The 14,479-nt window shown below is 64.9% G+C and carries 11 protein-coding genes; 8 read left to right on the top strand and 3 right to left on the bottom strand.

The annotated features are described in order from the left end of the window. The first annotated feature begins 2 nt into the window (after nt 1-2). Nucleotides 3-539 carry a COG3650 family protein gene (locus SX1_RS11895; RefSeq protein ID WP_019053164.1) on the top strand — a complete coding sequence of 179 codons (537 nt, stop codon included), beginning with the start codon at nt 3-5 and terminating at the stop codon, nt 537-539. Here SX1_RS11895 and SX1_RS11890 read toward each other — a convergent pair. Next, a complete protein-coding gene (locus tag SX1_RS11890) occupies nt 536-2,944 on the bottom strand; it encodes a ligase-associated DNA damage response DEXH box helicase (RefSeq protein WP_052310910.1) in 2,409 nt (802 codons plus the stop codon). The genes SX1_RS11895 and SX1_RS11890 overlap by 4 nt on opposite strands. Before the next feature lie 185 nt (nt 2,945-3,129). Here SX1_RS11890 and SX1_RS11885 point away from each other — a divergent pair, with 185 nt between their 5' ends. The 3 genes from SX1_RS11885 (at nt 3,130) to SX1_RS11875 (ending at nt 7,311) form a co-directional block, all read left to right on the top strand. Next, nucleotides 3,130-4,449 carry a cystathionine gamma-synthase family protein gene (locus SX1_RS11885; RefSeq protein WP_019053162.1) on the top strand — a complete coding sequence of 440 codons (1,320 nt, stop codon included), beginning with the start codon at nt 3,130-3,132 and terminating at the stop codon, nt 4,447-4,449. Between the two features lies 1 nt (nt 4,450). Next, complete coding sequence (locus tag SX1_RS11880; RefSeq protein ID WP_019053161.1) at nt 4,451-5,392, top strand: 2-hydroxyacid dehydrogenase; 942 nt, start codon at nt 4,451-4,453, stop codon at nt 5,390-5,392. Nucleotides 5,393-5,463: 71 nt separating this feature from the next. Further along, the gene (locus SX1_RS11875) at nt 5,464-7,311 is read left to right on the top strand and encodes an AsmA family protein (RefSeq protein WP_019053160.1); all 1,848 of its coding nucleotides are present in this window, start codon (nt 5,464-5,466) and stop codon (nt 7,309-7,311) included. A 38-nt stretch (nt 7,312-7,349) separates the two neighbouring features. Here the strand turns inward: SX1_RS11875 and SX1_RS11870 are convergent, their stop codons facing one another. Next, the gene (locus SX1_RS11870) at nt 7,350-8,024 is read right to left on the bottom strand and encodes an HAD family hydrolase (protein WP_026002403.1); all 675 of its coding nucleotides are present in this window, start codon (nt 8,022-8,024) and stop codon (nt 7,350-7,352) included. A gap of 98 nt (nt 8,025-8,122) precedes the next feature. Here SX1_RS11870 and SX1_RS11865 point away from each other — a divergent pair, with 98 nt between their 5' ends. From SX1_RS11865 to SX1_RS11850, 4 genes are read left to right on the top strand one after another with little or no spacing between them, the layout of a single operon-like run. Beyond that, nucleotides 8,123-9,232 carry an MlaE family ABC transporter permease gene (locus SX1_RS11865; RefSeq protein WP_019053159.1) on the top strand — a complete coding sequence of 370 codons (1,110 nt, stop codon included), beginning with the start codon at nt 8,123-8,125 and terminating at the stop codon, nt 9,230-9,232. After that, on the top strand, nt 9,232-10,116 hold the full coding sequence (locus SX1_RS11860; protein WP_019053158.1) for an ABC transporter ATP-binding protein: 885 nt from the start codon (nt 9,232-9,234) through the stop codon (nt 10,114-10,116). The genes SX1_RS11865 and SX1_RS11860 overlap by 1 nt, the downstream gene beginning before the upstream one ends. Nucleotides 10,117-10,119: 3 nt before the next feature. Next, nucleotides 10,120-11,082 (top strand): MlaD family protein, encoded by a 963-nt coding sequence (locus tag SX1_RS11855; RefSeq protein ID WP_017183220.1) that lies wholly within the window; start codon nt 10,120-10,122, stop codon nt 11,080-11,082. 17 nt (nt 11,083-11,099) lie between these two features. Continuing rightward, the gene (locus SX1_RS11850) at nt 11,100-11,711 is read left to right on the top strand and encodes an ABC-type transport auxiliary lipoprotein family protein (RefSeq protein ID WP_019053157.1); all 612 of its coding nucleotides are present in this window, start codon (nt 11,100-11,102) and stop codon (nt 11,709-11,711) included. On the opposite strand, the gene SX1_RS11845 is transcribed toward SX1_RS11850, so the two are convergent. Continuing rightward, nucleotides 11,708-14,470, bottom strand: a complete 2,763-nt coding sequence (locus SX1_RS11845; protein WP_026149701.1) for a [protein-PII] uridylyltransferase — start codon at nt 14,468-14,470, stop codon at nt 11,708-11,710. The genes SX1_RS11850 and SX1_RS11845 overlap by 4 nt on opposite strands. Nucleotides 14,471-14,479: the final 9 nt, after the last annotated feature.

Below are 14,479 nucleotides of genomic sequence, written 5' to 3'. Positions count from 1 at the left end.
ACATGATCGGGCTGCGGCTGGCTGGCCTCGTGGCGATGGGCGCGGGGCTGGCTGGCTGCGACAGTAAGCCGAACAATGATGCAGCGTCGGTCATGCAGACGGTGCCGGTGGTGGTGAACAGCGCGCCGCCGGAGAATGTCGCCGCGCCTGTTTCGCCGCCCAAGAATCTGAAAAATAATCGCTTTCCTGTTTCACGTGAAACGCTGGCACCCCCAAAAGCACCCCCGGTGAAAGCGCAGCCGCAGCCCGATTATCGCGCCATCGGCACCGAGCCGTTCTGGGCCGTGACGGTGCGCGGGACGGTCGCGACGCTCGAACGACCCGATCAGGGGGCCGTGCAATTTGCGGTGGCGCGCGCGCGCGAGAAGCGGACGATCCGCTACGTCGGCGACGGCTTCGCCATGACGATCAGCCAGGGGCCGTGCAGCGACGGCATGAGCGACGCGCTATGGTCAGACCGGGTGGCGGTGGCCTTTGCCGATGGCGTGCTGAAGGGCTGCGGGGGTGAGCGGGACACAGGCGACAGCCCGCCCGGCTAATCCGCGCGCATGGCTGTATTGACCAGCGCCTCCGCCTCCATCAGCAGCGCGTCCTCAGCCGCGCTTTGCGCGACCTGCTCGCGACCGATGAGGATCAGGACCGGGACGGCGAGCGGGCTGACCCGGTCAAGGCTGACATGCAGCATGGTCGTGGCGGCACGGTCGATCAGGTCGCCCAGCCGCCCCACATCGGTCATGCGCGCGCGCGCATCGGCCCAGGCGGCCTTCAGCAGCAGATGGTCGGGCTGATATTTGCGCAGCACGTCGTAGATAAGGTCGGTCGAAAAGGTGACTTGCCGCCCGGTCTTGCGCTTGCCCGGATGCTGCCGCTCGATCAGGCCGGATATGACGGCGACGTCGCGGAAGGCGCGCTTGAGCAAGCTCGACTGTTCGACCCAGTCGATAAATTCATGGTCGAGAATGTCGGCGGAAAACAGGCTTTTGGGATCAGTGACCGGCTTCAGGCCATAGATGGCCAGCGCATAGTCATTGGAAACGAAGCCCAGCGGCATCAGCCCCTGAGCATCCATCCGCCGGGTCAGCAACATGCCCAGCGACTGATGGGCATTCCAGCCTTCGAAACTGTAGCAGAGCAGATAATGACGCCCTTCGTGCGGGAAGGTTTCGATGAGCAGCTGACCCGGTTGCGGCAGGACGGAGCGCAGTTTCTGCATGTCGAGCCATTCGCGCACGTCCGGCGGGAAGCGGTGCCATTGATCGGGCTGCGCCAGAAACGTGCGGACCCTTTCGGCAAGGCGCGTGGACATGGCCATGCGGGTGCCGCCCCAACTGGGGATGCGGGCCTGTTTGGAGGTCGCCCGCACGATCAGGTCGCTGGTGTCCATCCTGACGACTTCCAGCGCCATGCCGGAAAAGAAGAAGCTGTCGCCGGGGGTAAGCTGGGCGGCGAACCCCTCCTCCACCGTGCCAAGCTTGCGACCATTGGCGAAACGGACGGCGAGCGCTGGCTGATCGACGATGATGCCGGCATTCAGGCGATGCTGCTGGATGAAACGGGGATGGGACACGCGCCAGCTGCCATCAGGATCGTGCGTCAGCCGCTTGAACCGGTCATAGGCGCGCAGGGCGTAGCCGCCGCCTTCGATGAAATGGAGGACGGAGGCGAAGGCGTCGGGCGTCAATGCGCTATAGGGCGTTGCGGACTGGATTTCGGCCAGCATCTCCTCTTCACGGAACGGCCCGGCGCAGGCGAGACCCATGACATGCTGGGCCAGCACGTCGAGGCTGCCCGCGCGAAAATCATCGGCGTCGCGCTCGCCCGCTTCTACAGCGTCGAGGGCCGCGCGGGCTTCGAGATATTCAAAGCGGTTGCCGGGAATCAGGATGGCTTCGCTCGCCTGATCGAGCCGGTGGTTGGCGCGGCCGATGCGTTGCAGCAGGCGGGAGGAGCCTTTGGGCGCACCCATCTGGATCACGCAGTCGACATTGCCCCAGTCGACGCCAAGGTCGAGCGAGGCGGTGGCGACAAGCGCGCGCAGCTTGCCGTCGGCCATGGCGCTTTCCACCTTGCGCCGCGCCTCGATCGACAGGCTGCCATGGTGGATGGCGATGGGCAGATTGGCGTCGTTCGCCGACCATAATTCCTGAAAGATGAGTTCGGCCAGGCCGCGCGTGTTGCAGAATACCAAGGTCGTCTGGTGCGCGGCGATTTCCGCCATGACCTGACTGGCCGCATATTTGCCCGAATGGCCCGACCAGGGTACGCGCCCTTGGGGGATGAGGATGGTGACGTTCGGCTCCGCGCCGGCTTCGCCCAGCACCGTGGCGACCGTGTCGATATCGCCATCGGGCGCGAGCCAGGCCCGGTAGGCGTCGACATCCGCGACGGTCGCGGACAGGGCGACGCGGCGCAGGCCGGGATTGATCGTCTGGAGCCGCGCCATCGACAGGCTGAGCAGGTCGCCGCGCTTTTGCGTGGCAAAGGCATGGACTTCGTCGACGATCACCGTTTGCAGATCCGCGAACATCAGCGCCGCATCGGGATAGCTGAGCAACAGCGAGAGCGATTCGGGCGTGGTGAGCAATATGTGCGGCGGCTTGATCCGCTGGCGCGCCTTGCGGTCCGATGGCGTGTCGCCGGTGCGGGTTTCGACGCGGATCGGCAGCGCCATCTCCTCGATCGGGGTCATGAGATTGCGGCGGACATCGACCGCCAGCGCCTTGAGCGGGGAGACATAGAGGGTGTGCAGCCGATCGGTCGGCTGTTCGATGAGGTCAGTGAGCGTCGGCAGGAATCCGGCCAGCGTCTTGCCCGCCCCGGTGGGGGCGACGAGCAGCGCATGATCGCCCCGGCGCGCGGCGGCGAGCATGGCGCGCTGATGGACGCGCGGGGTCCAGTCGCGCGCGGCGAACCATTGCTCCAGCACCGGGGGGAGGATGTCCATGACAGCGATGTAGGGAGGCGCTGGCCCGGTGTCACCGCCTTCGTCCAAGTCGCGCAAGTCCGGTAACTAAAATACCATCGGGCGAAATATTCTTACGCACGCCTCTGGCCCTCCGCCCCATCCCTGCGTTATCATCATGCCATCAGGAACGGCGCAACAGACGCCGTATCAAGCAGGAGATATATATGCCGGGCGAAACCGAAGCCGACCTTAGCGGGGTCGAACCCAACCGCCGCCGTCCCAAGCCGCCGATCATGGAGATTGACGGGCGTCCGCTGAAACCCGCGACGCTTATGATGGGCCATGGTTATGACCCCACTTTGTCGGAAGGGTCGCTCAAGCCACCGATTTTCCTTACTTCCACTTTCGCGTTCGAGAGCGCGGCGGCGGGCAAGCGGCATTTCGAGGGGGTGACGGGCATCCGGCCGGGCGGATCGGACGGCCTAGTCTATTCGCGCTTCAATGGTCCCAATCAGGAAATCGCCGAAGACCGCCTGTCGGTATGGGAGGAAGCGGAGGACGCCCTGCTCTTTTCCAGCGGCATGTCGGCCATCGCCACCACCCTGCTGGCGATGGTGCAGCCCGGCGACGTGATCGTCCATTCTGCGCCGCTCTATGCCGCGACCGAATCGCTGATCGGGCGGATATTGGGCAAGTTCGGCATACAGTGGCTCGATTTTCCCGCTGGCGCGACCGAGGAAGAGATTGGCGCAGTGATCGAAAAGGCCAAGGGGCTTGGCCGCGTCGCGCTTATCTATCTGGAAAGCCCGGCCAATCCGACCAACGTACTGGTCGACATCGAAGCGGTTGTCGCGCGGCGCAACTTCCTGTTCGACGGCGAAGCGCATGTGCCGCCGATCGCGATCGACAATACATTTCTGGGGCCGTTATGGCTGAAACCGCTGGCCCATGGCGCGGATCTGGTGATTTACAGCCTGACCAAATATGCCGGCGGGCATAGCGACCTGGTCGCGGGCGGGGTGCTGGGGTCCAACGCGCTGATCACCACCATCCGGCTGATGCGCAATACGATCGGCACGATTCTGGACCCGCATAGCGCCTGGATGCTGTTGCGGTCGCTGGAAACGCTGGAATTGCGGATGAGCCGGGCGGGCGAAAATGCCGCCAAGGTGTGCGCCTGGCTGAAGGACCAGCCGCAGGTGGAGAAGATCGTCTATCTGGGCTTTCCCGAAAGCGAACGGCAGCGCGATATTTATGCCCGCCATTGCAGCGGGGCGGGATCGACCTTCTCGCTTTACCTGAAAGGTGGCGAAGCGGAGGCGTTCGCCTTTCTCGACGCACTCAAGATCGCCAAGCTGGCCGTGAGCCTGGGCGGGACCGAGACGCTGGCGAGCCATCCCGCCGCGATGACCCATTTGTCGGTGCCGGCCGCGCGCAAGGCGGCTTTGGAGATTGGCGACAATATGGTCCGTATCTCGATCGGCTGCGAGGATGCCGATGATCTGATCGCCGATTTTGCCCAGGCGTTGCGGGCGATCGGCTGAGATGGGCGACAAGGTGGATCGACCGCTTCTGTTGGTGGGCCAGCCCTTGCTGGCCCCCTTGCTGCCGCTGCTGGCAAGCGATCATGACGTCATCGCCCTGTGGGAAAAGCCCGACGCCACGCAACTGGCGCGCGTCGATGCGGTGATATGGGCAGGCGAATTCGCGCTGGACCGATCGCTGATCGACGCGATGCCGCGCCTGTCGCTGATCGCCTGCTTCACCGTGGGCTATGACGGGGTGGATCTGGCGCTGGCCAAGGCGAGGGGCATTGCGGTCACCCATGCGGGCGACGCCAATGCGCAGGATGTGGCGGACCATGCGATCGGGCTGATGATCGCCCATCGTCGCTGGATCGTGGGTGGCGACCGGCATTTGCGGGCAGGATTGTGGACGATCGAGGCCAAGACGCGCACCCGGTCGATGAGCGGGGCGCGGCTGGGGATTATCGGCATGGGGTCGATCGGCATTGCAGTGGCGGAGCGGGCGCAGGCGATGCGGATGCAGGTGAACTGGTGGGGGCCGCGCGACAAGCCTGCCCTCCCCTGGCCCCGCACCGACAGTCTGGAGGCGCTGGCGCAGCAGAGCGACATATTGCTGGTCGCGGCGCGCGCGGACGAAAGCAATCGGGGCATGATCTCCAGGGCGATCATGGATGCGCTGGGGCCGGACGGGCTGCTGGTCAATGTCGCGCGCGGGCAGTTGGTGGATGAAACAGCGCTGATCGCTGCGCTGAAATCGGGGGATCTGGGGGGAGCCGCGATCGACGTGTTCGACCCCGAACCGACCGACCCCGCGCGCTGGGTGGATGTGCCCAATGTGGTGCTGACCCCGCACACCGGCGGGGCGACGCACGAGGCGGTAGGGCGAATGGCGCAGATGCTGATCGCCAATCTGTCCGCCCACTTCGCAGGCGAGCCGCTCCCCTCCCCCATTCGCCTCTGAACCCTGCGGCGAGTCGTGCGTTGAGCGCGGCACGGCGATGAGGCCGTTGCAGGAGGGGGTGCGCCGTGGGGATGAAAGCAGGATCGCGATGGGCCGTCCGCATTGGCGTCGGGCTGCTTGTCCTGATCGGGCTGCTGATCCTGCTGCTGGCGGCATTTCCATGGGGCATGTTCAAGGGCCGGATCGAGGATCGCCTGTCGGACCGGATCGGCAAGCGGGTCACGATCGGCTCCATGGTGCGCGAGGACAGCCTGTCCTTTCACCCGGTCGTGCGCCTGACCGACATAAGGGTGCCGCAGCCCCACTGGGCGCCGGGCAACGCCGATCTGGCGCGGGTTGGCGAGGCGCGGGTCGGCTTTTCCGCGCTGGCGCTGCTGACCGGCGGGCCGGTGCTGGAACGGCTGGACCTGGCGCATGCGCGCCTGTCCTTCTATCGCGCCGCCGACGGACGCGAAAGCTGGAGCGGCGAGCGCAGCCGCGCGAGTGACGACAAGGGGCAGCGCCCTGCCCTGCGCAGCCTGACGGTCAGCGACAGCCGGATCGCCTATCACGACGACAAGCGCGGTCGATCGGTCGACGCGGCGCTGACGGTCGACGCCAGCGGATTACGCCTGTCGGGCACGGGCGATGTCCGCGGCCATCCGGTTAGGGTGACCGCCAGCGGCGCGCCGATCGTGGGGCAGAAGGCGGGTGCACGCTGGCCGTTCAAGGCGGAGATTGCCGGTGAGGCCGTGGGCATGACCATCGACGGCACGATGGATGGGCCGCTCGACATCGGCCATTTGCGCGGCAAGGTGACTGGCCATGCGATCGACCTGCGCGTACTGGATGCGATCATAGAGGCGGGCCTGCCCGGCACCCAGCCCGTGCGACTGGCGGCGCAGGTCGTGCGCGACCGGCCCGACTGGACCATCGAGAATCTGAAAGGCACGATCGGCCGGTCCGACATTGCAGGGCACGCCACCATCCGCAAACGTGATGGCCGCACGCGCATCGACGGCGCGATCGCGTCGGCACGGTTCGATTTCGACGATCTGTCGTCCAATGAAGGCAAGCGCAAGGCGGCGGCCAAGCGCGCGAAGCTGGGCGAACGGCTGATCCCCGATACGGCGATCGACCTGTCGCGGATGGCGCGGACCGATGGACGCCTGGAGGTGCGGGCGGACAGGCTGTTATGGCCCGGTTCCAGCCCGTTCCGATCCTTGCGCAGTACATTGAGTCTGGAACGCAGCCGACTGGTGGTCGAACCGCTGCGGCTCGGCCTGACGCGCGGCATATTGACGGGCCGCCTGGCGGTCGATCAGCGGCAGGGAGGGCCACGTCTCGATCTGGCGCTCAATCTGCGGTCGGCGCGGTTGCTGGATTTCTTCCCCGAAGCGCGGATCGATGGCGGGCTGGCCGGGCGGGTTGCGCTGAATGGACCGGGCCGCACGATCCGGCAGGCGGTGGGGCGATCGTCCGGCACCATCGCGCTGGTCGGGCGCGACGGATCGATCCCGGCGCGCACGGCGGCGCTGATGGGACAGGATGTCGGCAAGGGGCTGACGGTGGACAAGGACAAGATGGCGGTCCTGCGCTGCGTGGTGGCGCGCTTCGACGTCAGCAACGGCGTGGCGCGCGCGAACCCGGTGCTGATCGACACGTCACGCGCCCAGACGCGCATTGCCGGGACGATCCGCCTGACGGACGAGGTGATGGCGCTGAAAGCGAGCGGTCAGCCCAAGCAGGGCAGCCTGTTGCGGCTGAACGGCATGGTGCCGATTGGTGGGACGATCAAGCAGCCCGATATTCGCGTGCCGACCGAGGCGCGATCGGCCAAGGGCATATTGAAGATGATCGGCAAGGCGATTGCCGGTGACAAGGTGCCGCGCGCGCGCGACGCGGACTGCGAGGGGCTGGCCAAAACGGCTATGCGCTAAACACATATTTCCGTTCGTTTCGAACGGATGTGGGGATATTAGACCCAGTCCACCCGCGTCCAGCCGCGGGCCGCCGCCAGTTTCGCCAGCTTCCTGTGCGGGTTTGACGCGAAGGGGATGTCGGCGAATTCCAGCATCGGCGCGTCCGAGACATGGTCGGAATAGGCGCGGATATGCGCCTGGCCACGATCAATCGCCTCGGCCGCCATCCACGCCTTGATCATCCGCAGCTTGCCCGTGTCATAGCAATTTTCACCGGCAATCTTGGCACGGACATAGCGCAAGTCCTGCGAAAGATGATCGGTGGCGATCACGGCGTCGAAACCCAGTCGCCGGGCGATCGGCTCGACATACAGGCGGTAGGATGCGGTGGCGAGGACGAGGCGATAGCCATCGGCGCGGTCCTGCGCGATCTGGGCCACCGCGCCCTGCCGCAAATTGGTCGCCACCACCTTGTCGGCATAGGTTTCGACATGCGGCATGAGCCGCGCACGCTCGACATTGAAGCCGATCATCAGCGCCTGATTAAGCTCTTTCAACCGCTGGCGCGTGATCAGCTTGACCACATAAGCGAGCATCAGCAATCCGACGCAGGGGAGCAGCGCCAGCCGCCACGGGGCCATGGCGCGCGCCATGTGAATGAGGAAGCCGGTATAGGTGCCGCTGAACGTCACCGTGCGGTCCATGTCGTAAATTGCCAGACGGTGCGTCATGCCGTGTCCGAAACTTTTGCCCTTGTCCTTCGTTCTGACTTGCAGTTGGGCCGTTTCGGCTTGCCGCGCAACCGATATTGGACCAGTAATCCCATCGCATGAACAAAGCCGCCGATCTTGCCGAAGAAATGCGTGACGACGGCACAGTGATCCGACTTTCCGGATCGCTGGCCGTTGCCTGCCTGCATGACCTGCCCGGTCGGCTGGATGCGGTGCAGGGCCCTGTCAGCGCGATCGATCTGTCGGAGGTCGACCATATCGACACGATCGGCGCATGGACCGTGCATCGCACGGCCAGGCGGCTGAGCGCCCCGATCACCGGCGGGCGCGACGATACGATGCGGTTGATCGACGCGGTCGGGGCGCTGGACGAACCTGTATCGATCCGGCCCGATCATGTCCCGGCGATCCGCCGCGTCGTCGGCCAGATCGGCGAGGCGGTCAGCATGGCGGGATCGACCATGCTGGGCCTGCTGGGCTTTTTCGGCGGCACGCTGGTCGCGACGTGGAACATCATCCGCCACCCCAGCCGGTTCCGCGTCAATGCCGTGGTCCAGCGGTTCGAGGTTGTCGGCGTGTCGGCGCTGGGCATTATCGGCCTGATGAGTTTCCTGATCGGCATCGTCATCGCGCAGCAGGGATCGGTGCAGTTGCGCCAGTTCGGCATGGAGATGCTGACGATCAATCTGGTGGGTCGGCTGACCTTCCGCGAACTGGGCGTGCTGATGACCGCGATCATGGTCGCGGGCCGGTCCGGATCCGCCTTCGCCGCGCAACTTGGCACGATGAAGCTGACCGAGGAAGTCGATGCGATGCGCACGATCGGCGTATCGCCGATGGAGGCGCTGGTGCTGCCGCGCACGCTGGCGGTCGTCGTCATGATGCCGCTGCTGGGCTTTTACGCGTCGATCATGGCGGTTATCGGCGGCGGTTTCCTCTGCGCCATCGCGCTCGACATACCCCCGATCACCTTCGTCCAGCGCCTGCGCGAAGTCGTGCCGATCACCGACCTGTGGGTGGGGCTGATCAAGGCCCCGGTATTCGGCTTGATCATCGCCATTTCCGGCTGTTTCCAGGGGATGCAGGTCAAGGGCAATGCGGAGGAAGTGGGGCTGCGCACCACAGCTGCTGTCGTGCAGGCCATCTTCCTGGTCATCGTTCTGGACGCGATTTTCGCCGTGTTCTTTACCTGGGTAGGGTGGAACTGATGGCCGAGCATGACGACATCGTCGCCGAGGAAGAGCGGATCGAAACCGTGATGGAGCAAAGCGACATCGCGATTTCCGTGCGCGGCATCCGCAACAGTTTTGGCGATCAGGTGGTGCATGACGGGCTGGACCTGGACGTGCGCAAGGGCGAGATCATGGGCGTTGTCGGCGGGTCCGGCACCGGCAAATCGGTGCTGATGCGGGCGATCATCGGCCTGCAGACCCCGGACGAGGGGGAAATCCACGTCTTTGGCGAATCGATGATCGGCCGTTCCGACGATGAGGCGCTGGCGATCCGCAAGCGTTGGGGCGTGCTGTTTCAGGGCGGCGCGCTGTTTTCCACACTGACCGTCGCGGAAAATGTCGAAGTGCCGATCCGCGAATATTATCCCAATATCGGCGCGGAACTGCGCGACGAAATCGCCGCCTACAAGATCCGGATGACTGGTCTCCCTGCCGAGGCTGGTCCCAAATATCCGTCGGAACTGTCGGGCGGGATGAAGAAGCGGGCGGGGCTGGCGCGCGCGCTGGCGCTGGACCCGGACCTGTTGTTTCTGGACGAGCCGACGGCCGGGCTGGACCCGATCGGCGCGGCTGCGTTCGACGAACAGACCCGCCAGTTGCAACAGACGCTGGGGTTGACGGTGTTCCTGATCACCCATGACCTTGATACGCTCTATTCGATCTGCGACCGGGTCGCCGTTCTGGCCGACAAGAAGGTGATTGCCGTCGGCACGATCGACGAATTGCTGGCCACCGATCATCCGTGGATTCAGGAATATTTCAACGGCCCGCGCGGCCGCGCCGCGACGGCGGCGGTTACCCGTCAACATGACCGCGAACAGGATAGGGTGGCCCAGACGTCGCCCGATGGAAGGCAATAGGATATGGAAACCCGGTCCAACCATGTGCTTGTGGGCACGGTCACGCTGCTGCTGCTGGCGGCGATCATCGGTGCCGCCTTCTGGTTTTCGCGCCTGTCCGATGGCGAGAATAAGGAATATGACATCTTCTTCAAACAGTCGGTCAACGGCCTGGCGAAGGGATCGAGCGTCAATTATTCGGGCGTGCCGTCCGGCCAGGTCGAAAAGATCGAACTGTGGAAGCGCGATCCCGGATTTGTGAAGGTCCGCATTTCGGTGAAGGACGGCACCCCCGTCCTGCAAGGCACGACCGCGACGATCGCGGGTGTGGGCTTTACCGGCGTCAGCGAAATCGTGCTGGATGGCGCGGTCAAGGGCGCACCGCCGATCATTTGCCCGGCCAACAATCCGTTGACGGTTTGCCCCGATGGCGTGCCGGTGATCCCGACCAAGCCGGGCGCACTGGGCGAATTGCTCAACAATGCGCCGCAACTGCTGGAACGGCTGTCGACCCTGACCGAGCGGCTGACCGAATTGCTGAACGACAAGAATCAGCAGTCGATCGCCGGCATCCTAGCCAACGTCGAGCGTATTTCGAGTTCGCTGGCGGATCGCAGCCCGGAAATCTCCGCCACGCTGGCCGAAGCGCGCATCGCGGTGCAGCGCACCGGGGTTGCGGCCGAACAGATTGGCAAGCTGGCCGCGACGACCGATTCGCTGCTGACCGACGAAGGCAAGCCGCTGATGGCCGACCTGCGCAAGAGCGTCCAGTCGGCGACGCGCAGCATCGACACGCTAGACAAGACGATTGCCGAAGCCCAGCCGGGCGTGCGCGCCTTCAGCAACCAGACCATGCCGGAGGTCAACCAGCTGGTCCGAGACCTGCGTGAAATGTCGCGCGCCTTCCGCGGCGTGGCCGAAAAGCTGGACCAGCAAGGCGCTGGTTCGCTCGTAGGATCGCCCAAATTGCCGGATTACAAGCCATGATGAGAGGGACAAGGCGTATGTTCAACCGCCAAACGCGCAGCGCCACGGTTGCGCTCACCGCAGCCTTCCTGTTGGCTGGCTGCGTCTCCTTCGGCGCCAAGCCGCCAGAACAATTGCTGGCGCTGAGCGCCACGCAGACCGTCGCGCCGGGACGCCTGCTGACTGGCGCGCAGGGACCAAGCCTGACCGTGGCCGATCCCGAAGCGCCCAAGACGCTCGATACGGTGCGGGTGCCGGTGAAGCTGTCGCCCACCTCGATCGCCTATGTGACCAAGGTGCAATGGGCCGACACGCCCCGCCACCTGTTCCAGAAACTGCTGGCGGAGACGATTGCCGCGACCAGCAACCGCATCGTTCTGGACCCAGGCCAATATGCGGGCGACGCTGGCCAGCGGCTGATGGGCGAACTCGTCGCCTTTGGCCTGGATGCGCCGGGCAACAGCGCGGTCGTGACCTATGACGCGATATTGACCAAGGGCAGCGGCACCGTGATCGCGCGGCAGCGCTTTACCGCCACCGTGCCGGTCGGCGCCAAGATCGAGGCAGGCACGATCGGCGTGCCGCTCAATACCGCAGCGAACAAGGTCGCGGCGGATGTCGCGGCCTGGCTGGCAACGCAGCCGGGTTAAGCCCGCTCCAGCGCTTCATTCACCTCGCCGCCTGCCGCTTCGAGCAGGCGGCGCTCAAGCGTTTGCAACCGCGCCTTGCTCTCGATCTTGCCGCCGAGCAGGTCGGTGACATAGAATGTGTCGACCGCGCGTTCGCCATAGGTGGCGACATGGGCGCTATGGACGGTGACCTTCGACTGGAACAACGCATTGGCCAGGCTGAACAGCAGGGCTGGCCGGTCGGCAGCGTTGATTTCCACCACGGTGAAGCGGTTCGACGCCTTGTTGTCGATCAGCACGTTGGGGACGATGCGGAACGCTTCGGCACGGGTCCGGGTCAGCGGGCGCGCCGACAATTTGGTAATCATCCGGTGGCGATTGGACAGCGAATCCTCGATCGCGTTGCGGATGCGGGTCAGCTGGTCGGGATCATGAAAGGCGCCGCCGAACGGGTCCTGCACCAGAAAATTGTCGATCGCCACGCCGTCGCGCGTCGTGTGGATGCGCGCGTCGATGATGTTGCCGCCCGCCAGATGGATGGCGCCCGCGATGCGATAGAACAGCCCCGGATGGTCGGTGGCATAGACCGTCACCAGCGTCGCGCCGCGCTGCGGATAATAATGGGCGGCGATCGACAGGGGCGCATCGGCAGAAGCCAGGATGTGCTGCGCATTGTGGATCAGAATATCCTCTGGCTCGGCGATCCAGTAGGATTCGGGCAGCCGACGACGCAGCCGTTCAAATTCCGCATCAGGCAGACCCAACGCCTGCCGCGTCGCTTCCTGCTTGGCCGCGACCCGCTCGCTGCGCCCCTTCTGCTTGTGACCCAGCCGCAGCAATTCTTCGGCGGCCTCGTACAGGTCGCCCAGCAACTGCCGTTTCCAGCTGTTCCACACCCCCGGCCCGACTGCGCGAATATCCACCACGGTCAGGCAGAGTAGCAGGCGCAGCCGCTCCGGGCTTTGTACGACATCGACGAAATCCAGGATCGTCTTGTAATCGGCCAGGTCGCGCTTGAAGGCGGTGGCCGACATCAGCAGATGATAGCGCACCAGCCAGGCGACCGTTTCCGTCTCCGCCGGGGTCAGGCCCAGCCGCGGGCACAGCTGTTTGGCGACGTCCGCGCCCAGGATACTATGGTCCCCGCCCCGTCCCTTCGCAATGTCATGCAGCAGCACTGCAACGTACAGGACGCGGCGCGACAGCAGCTTGCCCATCAGTTCGGTCGCTAGCGGATGATCGCCGGGCAGGTCGCCCTTTTCGATCCGGGCCAGCAGGCCAACGGCGCGGATCGTATGTTCGTCCACCGTATAATGGTGGTACATGTCGAACTGCATCTGCGCCACGACGCGGCGGAAATCGGGGATGAAGCGCCCGAAAACGGTCGATTCGTTCATCCAGCGCAACACGGTTTCGGGATCGCGCGGGGATGTGAGCACATCCATGAAGGCCGCATTGGCGCGCGGATCCTTGCGCACCTTGGCGGTGATCAGCCCGGCGTCGCGGCTGGCCGCGCGGATTGCGCCGGGGTGGATGGCCAGGCCATGGCGGTCGGCAACGGCGAAGATTTCCAGGAGCCGGACCGGATCGACCTGAAAGAAATCATCGCTGGGCAGCGACAGCCGACCGCGTTCCAGGACGAAGCCGTCCAGCTTCTTGGGTCGGCGAAACAGGGCGGGAATGTAGCGCCGCCCCCTGGCCCCCAACTGATCGTCCAGATGGGCCAGGAACATGGCCGTCAGGTCGCCCACGATCTTGGCGTTCAGGAAATAATAGCGCATGAAGCGCTCCACCCCCGACCGGCCATGCCGCCCGGTAAAGCGCATCCGCGTCGCGGTTTCCAGCTGGAGGTCGAAGGTCAGCCGATCCTCCGCCCGGCCAGTGATGGTGTGCAGGTGGCAACGCACCGCCCACAGGAAATCCTCCGCCTTCTGAAACTGGCGCAGTTCCAGCTGGGTCAGCAGCCCGACATCCACCAGTTCGGCCACCGAGCGCACCCGGTTCACATATTTGCCGATCCAGAACAATGTGTGCAGGTCGCGCAGGCCGCCCTTGCCCTCCTTCACATTGGGTTCGACGACATAGCGGCTGTCGCCCATCCTTTTGTGGCGCTCGTCACGCTCGGCCAGCTTGTCGGTGACAAAGGCGCGCGCGGTGCCCTGCATCACTTCCGCGTCGAAGCGGGTTGATGTTTCCTCATACAGCGCCCGGTCGCCCCAGACATAGCGCGCCTCCAGCAGGGCGGTGCGGACCGTGAGGTCGGCCTTGGCCATCCGCATCGTCTCGTCAATCGAGCGGCTGGAGTGTCCGACTTTCAGACCAAGATCCCAGAGCGAATAGAGCATGGATTCGATGACCTGCTCGGTCCAGCCGGTCGGTTTCCATGGGGTGATGAAGCCGATGTCGACATCGCTATGCGGCGCCATTTCGCCCCGGCCATAGCCGCCGACCGCGATCAGGGCGATCCGTTCGCCCGTGCTGCGATTGCCCGACGGGTAGAGATGATGCGTCGTCGCGTCATAGAGCAGGCGCAAAATCTGGTCGATCAGGAAGGCAAAGGCCGTCACCGACTCCCGACCGCGCGTGGGCTTGGCATGCAGCCGCCGGGCGATTTCGGCCCGGCCGTCGTCCAGTGCCGCCTTCAATTCCTTGACGATCACGCCGCGCAGCAGCATCGGATCGCTCCGGTGCAGTTGCGCCTGTGCGGTGATATTGTCGGAAATCGCACGCCGATCGATGATCGCGCGGCGCGATCCCAGCGCGGGAAATTGCATGACCATGATGGCTAT

Source organism: Sphingobium xenophagum NBRC 107872, assembly GCF_000367345.1.
GTDB lineage: Bacteria > Pseudomonadota > Alphaproteobacteria > Sphingomonadales > Sphingomonadaceae > Sphingobium > Sphingobium xenophagum.
The sequence above is the reverse complement of the archived record's forward strand: the minus strand, read 5'-3'. Positions and strand labels throughout refer to the sequence as shown.

Coding starts and splice junctions, on each gene's coding strand:
- SX1_RS11865 (WP_019053159.1), top strand. CDS start 8,123: ATGAACAAAGCCGCCGATCTTGCCGAAGAAATGCGTGACGACGGCACA.
- SX1_RS11885 (WP_019053162.1), top strand. CDS start 3,130: ATGCCGGGCGAAACCGAAGCCGACCTTAGCGGGGTCGAACCCAACCGC.
- SX1_RS11860 (WP_019053158.1), top strand. CDS start 9,232: ATGGCCGAGCATGACGACATCGTCGCCGAGGAAGAGCGGATCGAAACC.
- SX1_RS11845 (WP_026149701.1), bottom strand. CDS start 14,470: ATGGTCATGCAATTTCCCGCGCTGGGATCGCGCCGCGCGATCATCGAT.
- SX1_RS11850 (WP_019053157.1), top strand. CDS start 11,100: ATGTTCAACCGCCAAACGCGCAGCGCCACGGTTGCGCTCACCGCAGCC.
- SX1_RS11890 (WP_052310910.1), bottom strand. CDS start 2,944: ATGGACATCCTCCCCCCGGTGCTGGAGCAATGGTTCGCCGCGCGCGAC.
- SX1_RS11870 (WP_026002403.1), bottom strand. CDS start 8,024: ATGACGCACCGTCTGGCAATTTACGACATGGACCGCACGGTGACGTTC.
- SX1_RS11895 (WP_019053164.1), top strand. CDS start 3: ATGATCGGGCTGCGGCTGGCTGGCCTCGTGGCGATGGGCGCGGGGCTG.
- SX1_RS11880 (WP_019053161.1), top strand. CDS start 4,451: ATGGGCGACAAGGTGGATCGACCGCTTCTGTTGGTGGGCCAGCCCTTG.
- SX1_RS11875 (WP_019053160.1), top strand. CDS start 5,464: ATGAAAGCAGGATCGCGATGGGCCGTCCGCATTGGCGTCGGGCTGCTT.
- SX1_RS11855 (WP_017183220.1), top strand. CDS start 10,120: ATGGAAACCCGGTCCAACCATGTGCTTGTGGGCACGGTCACGCTGCTG.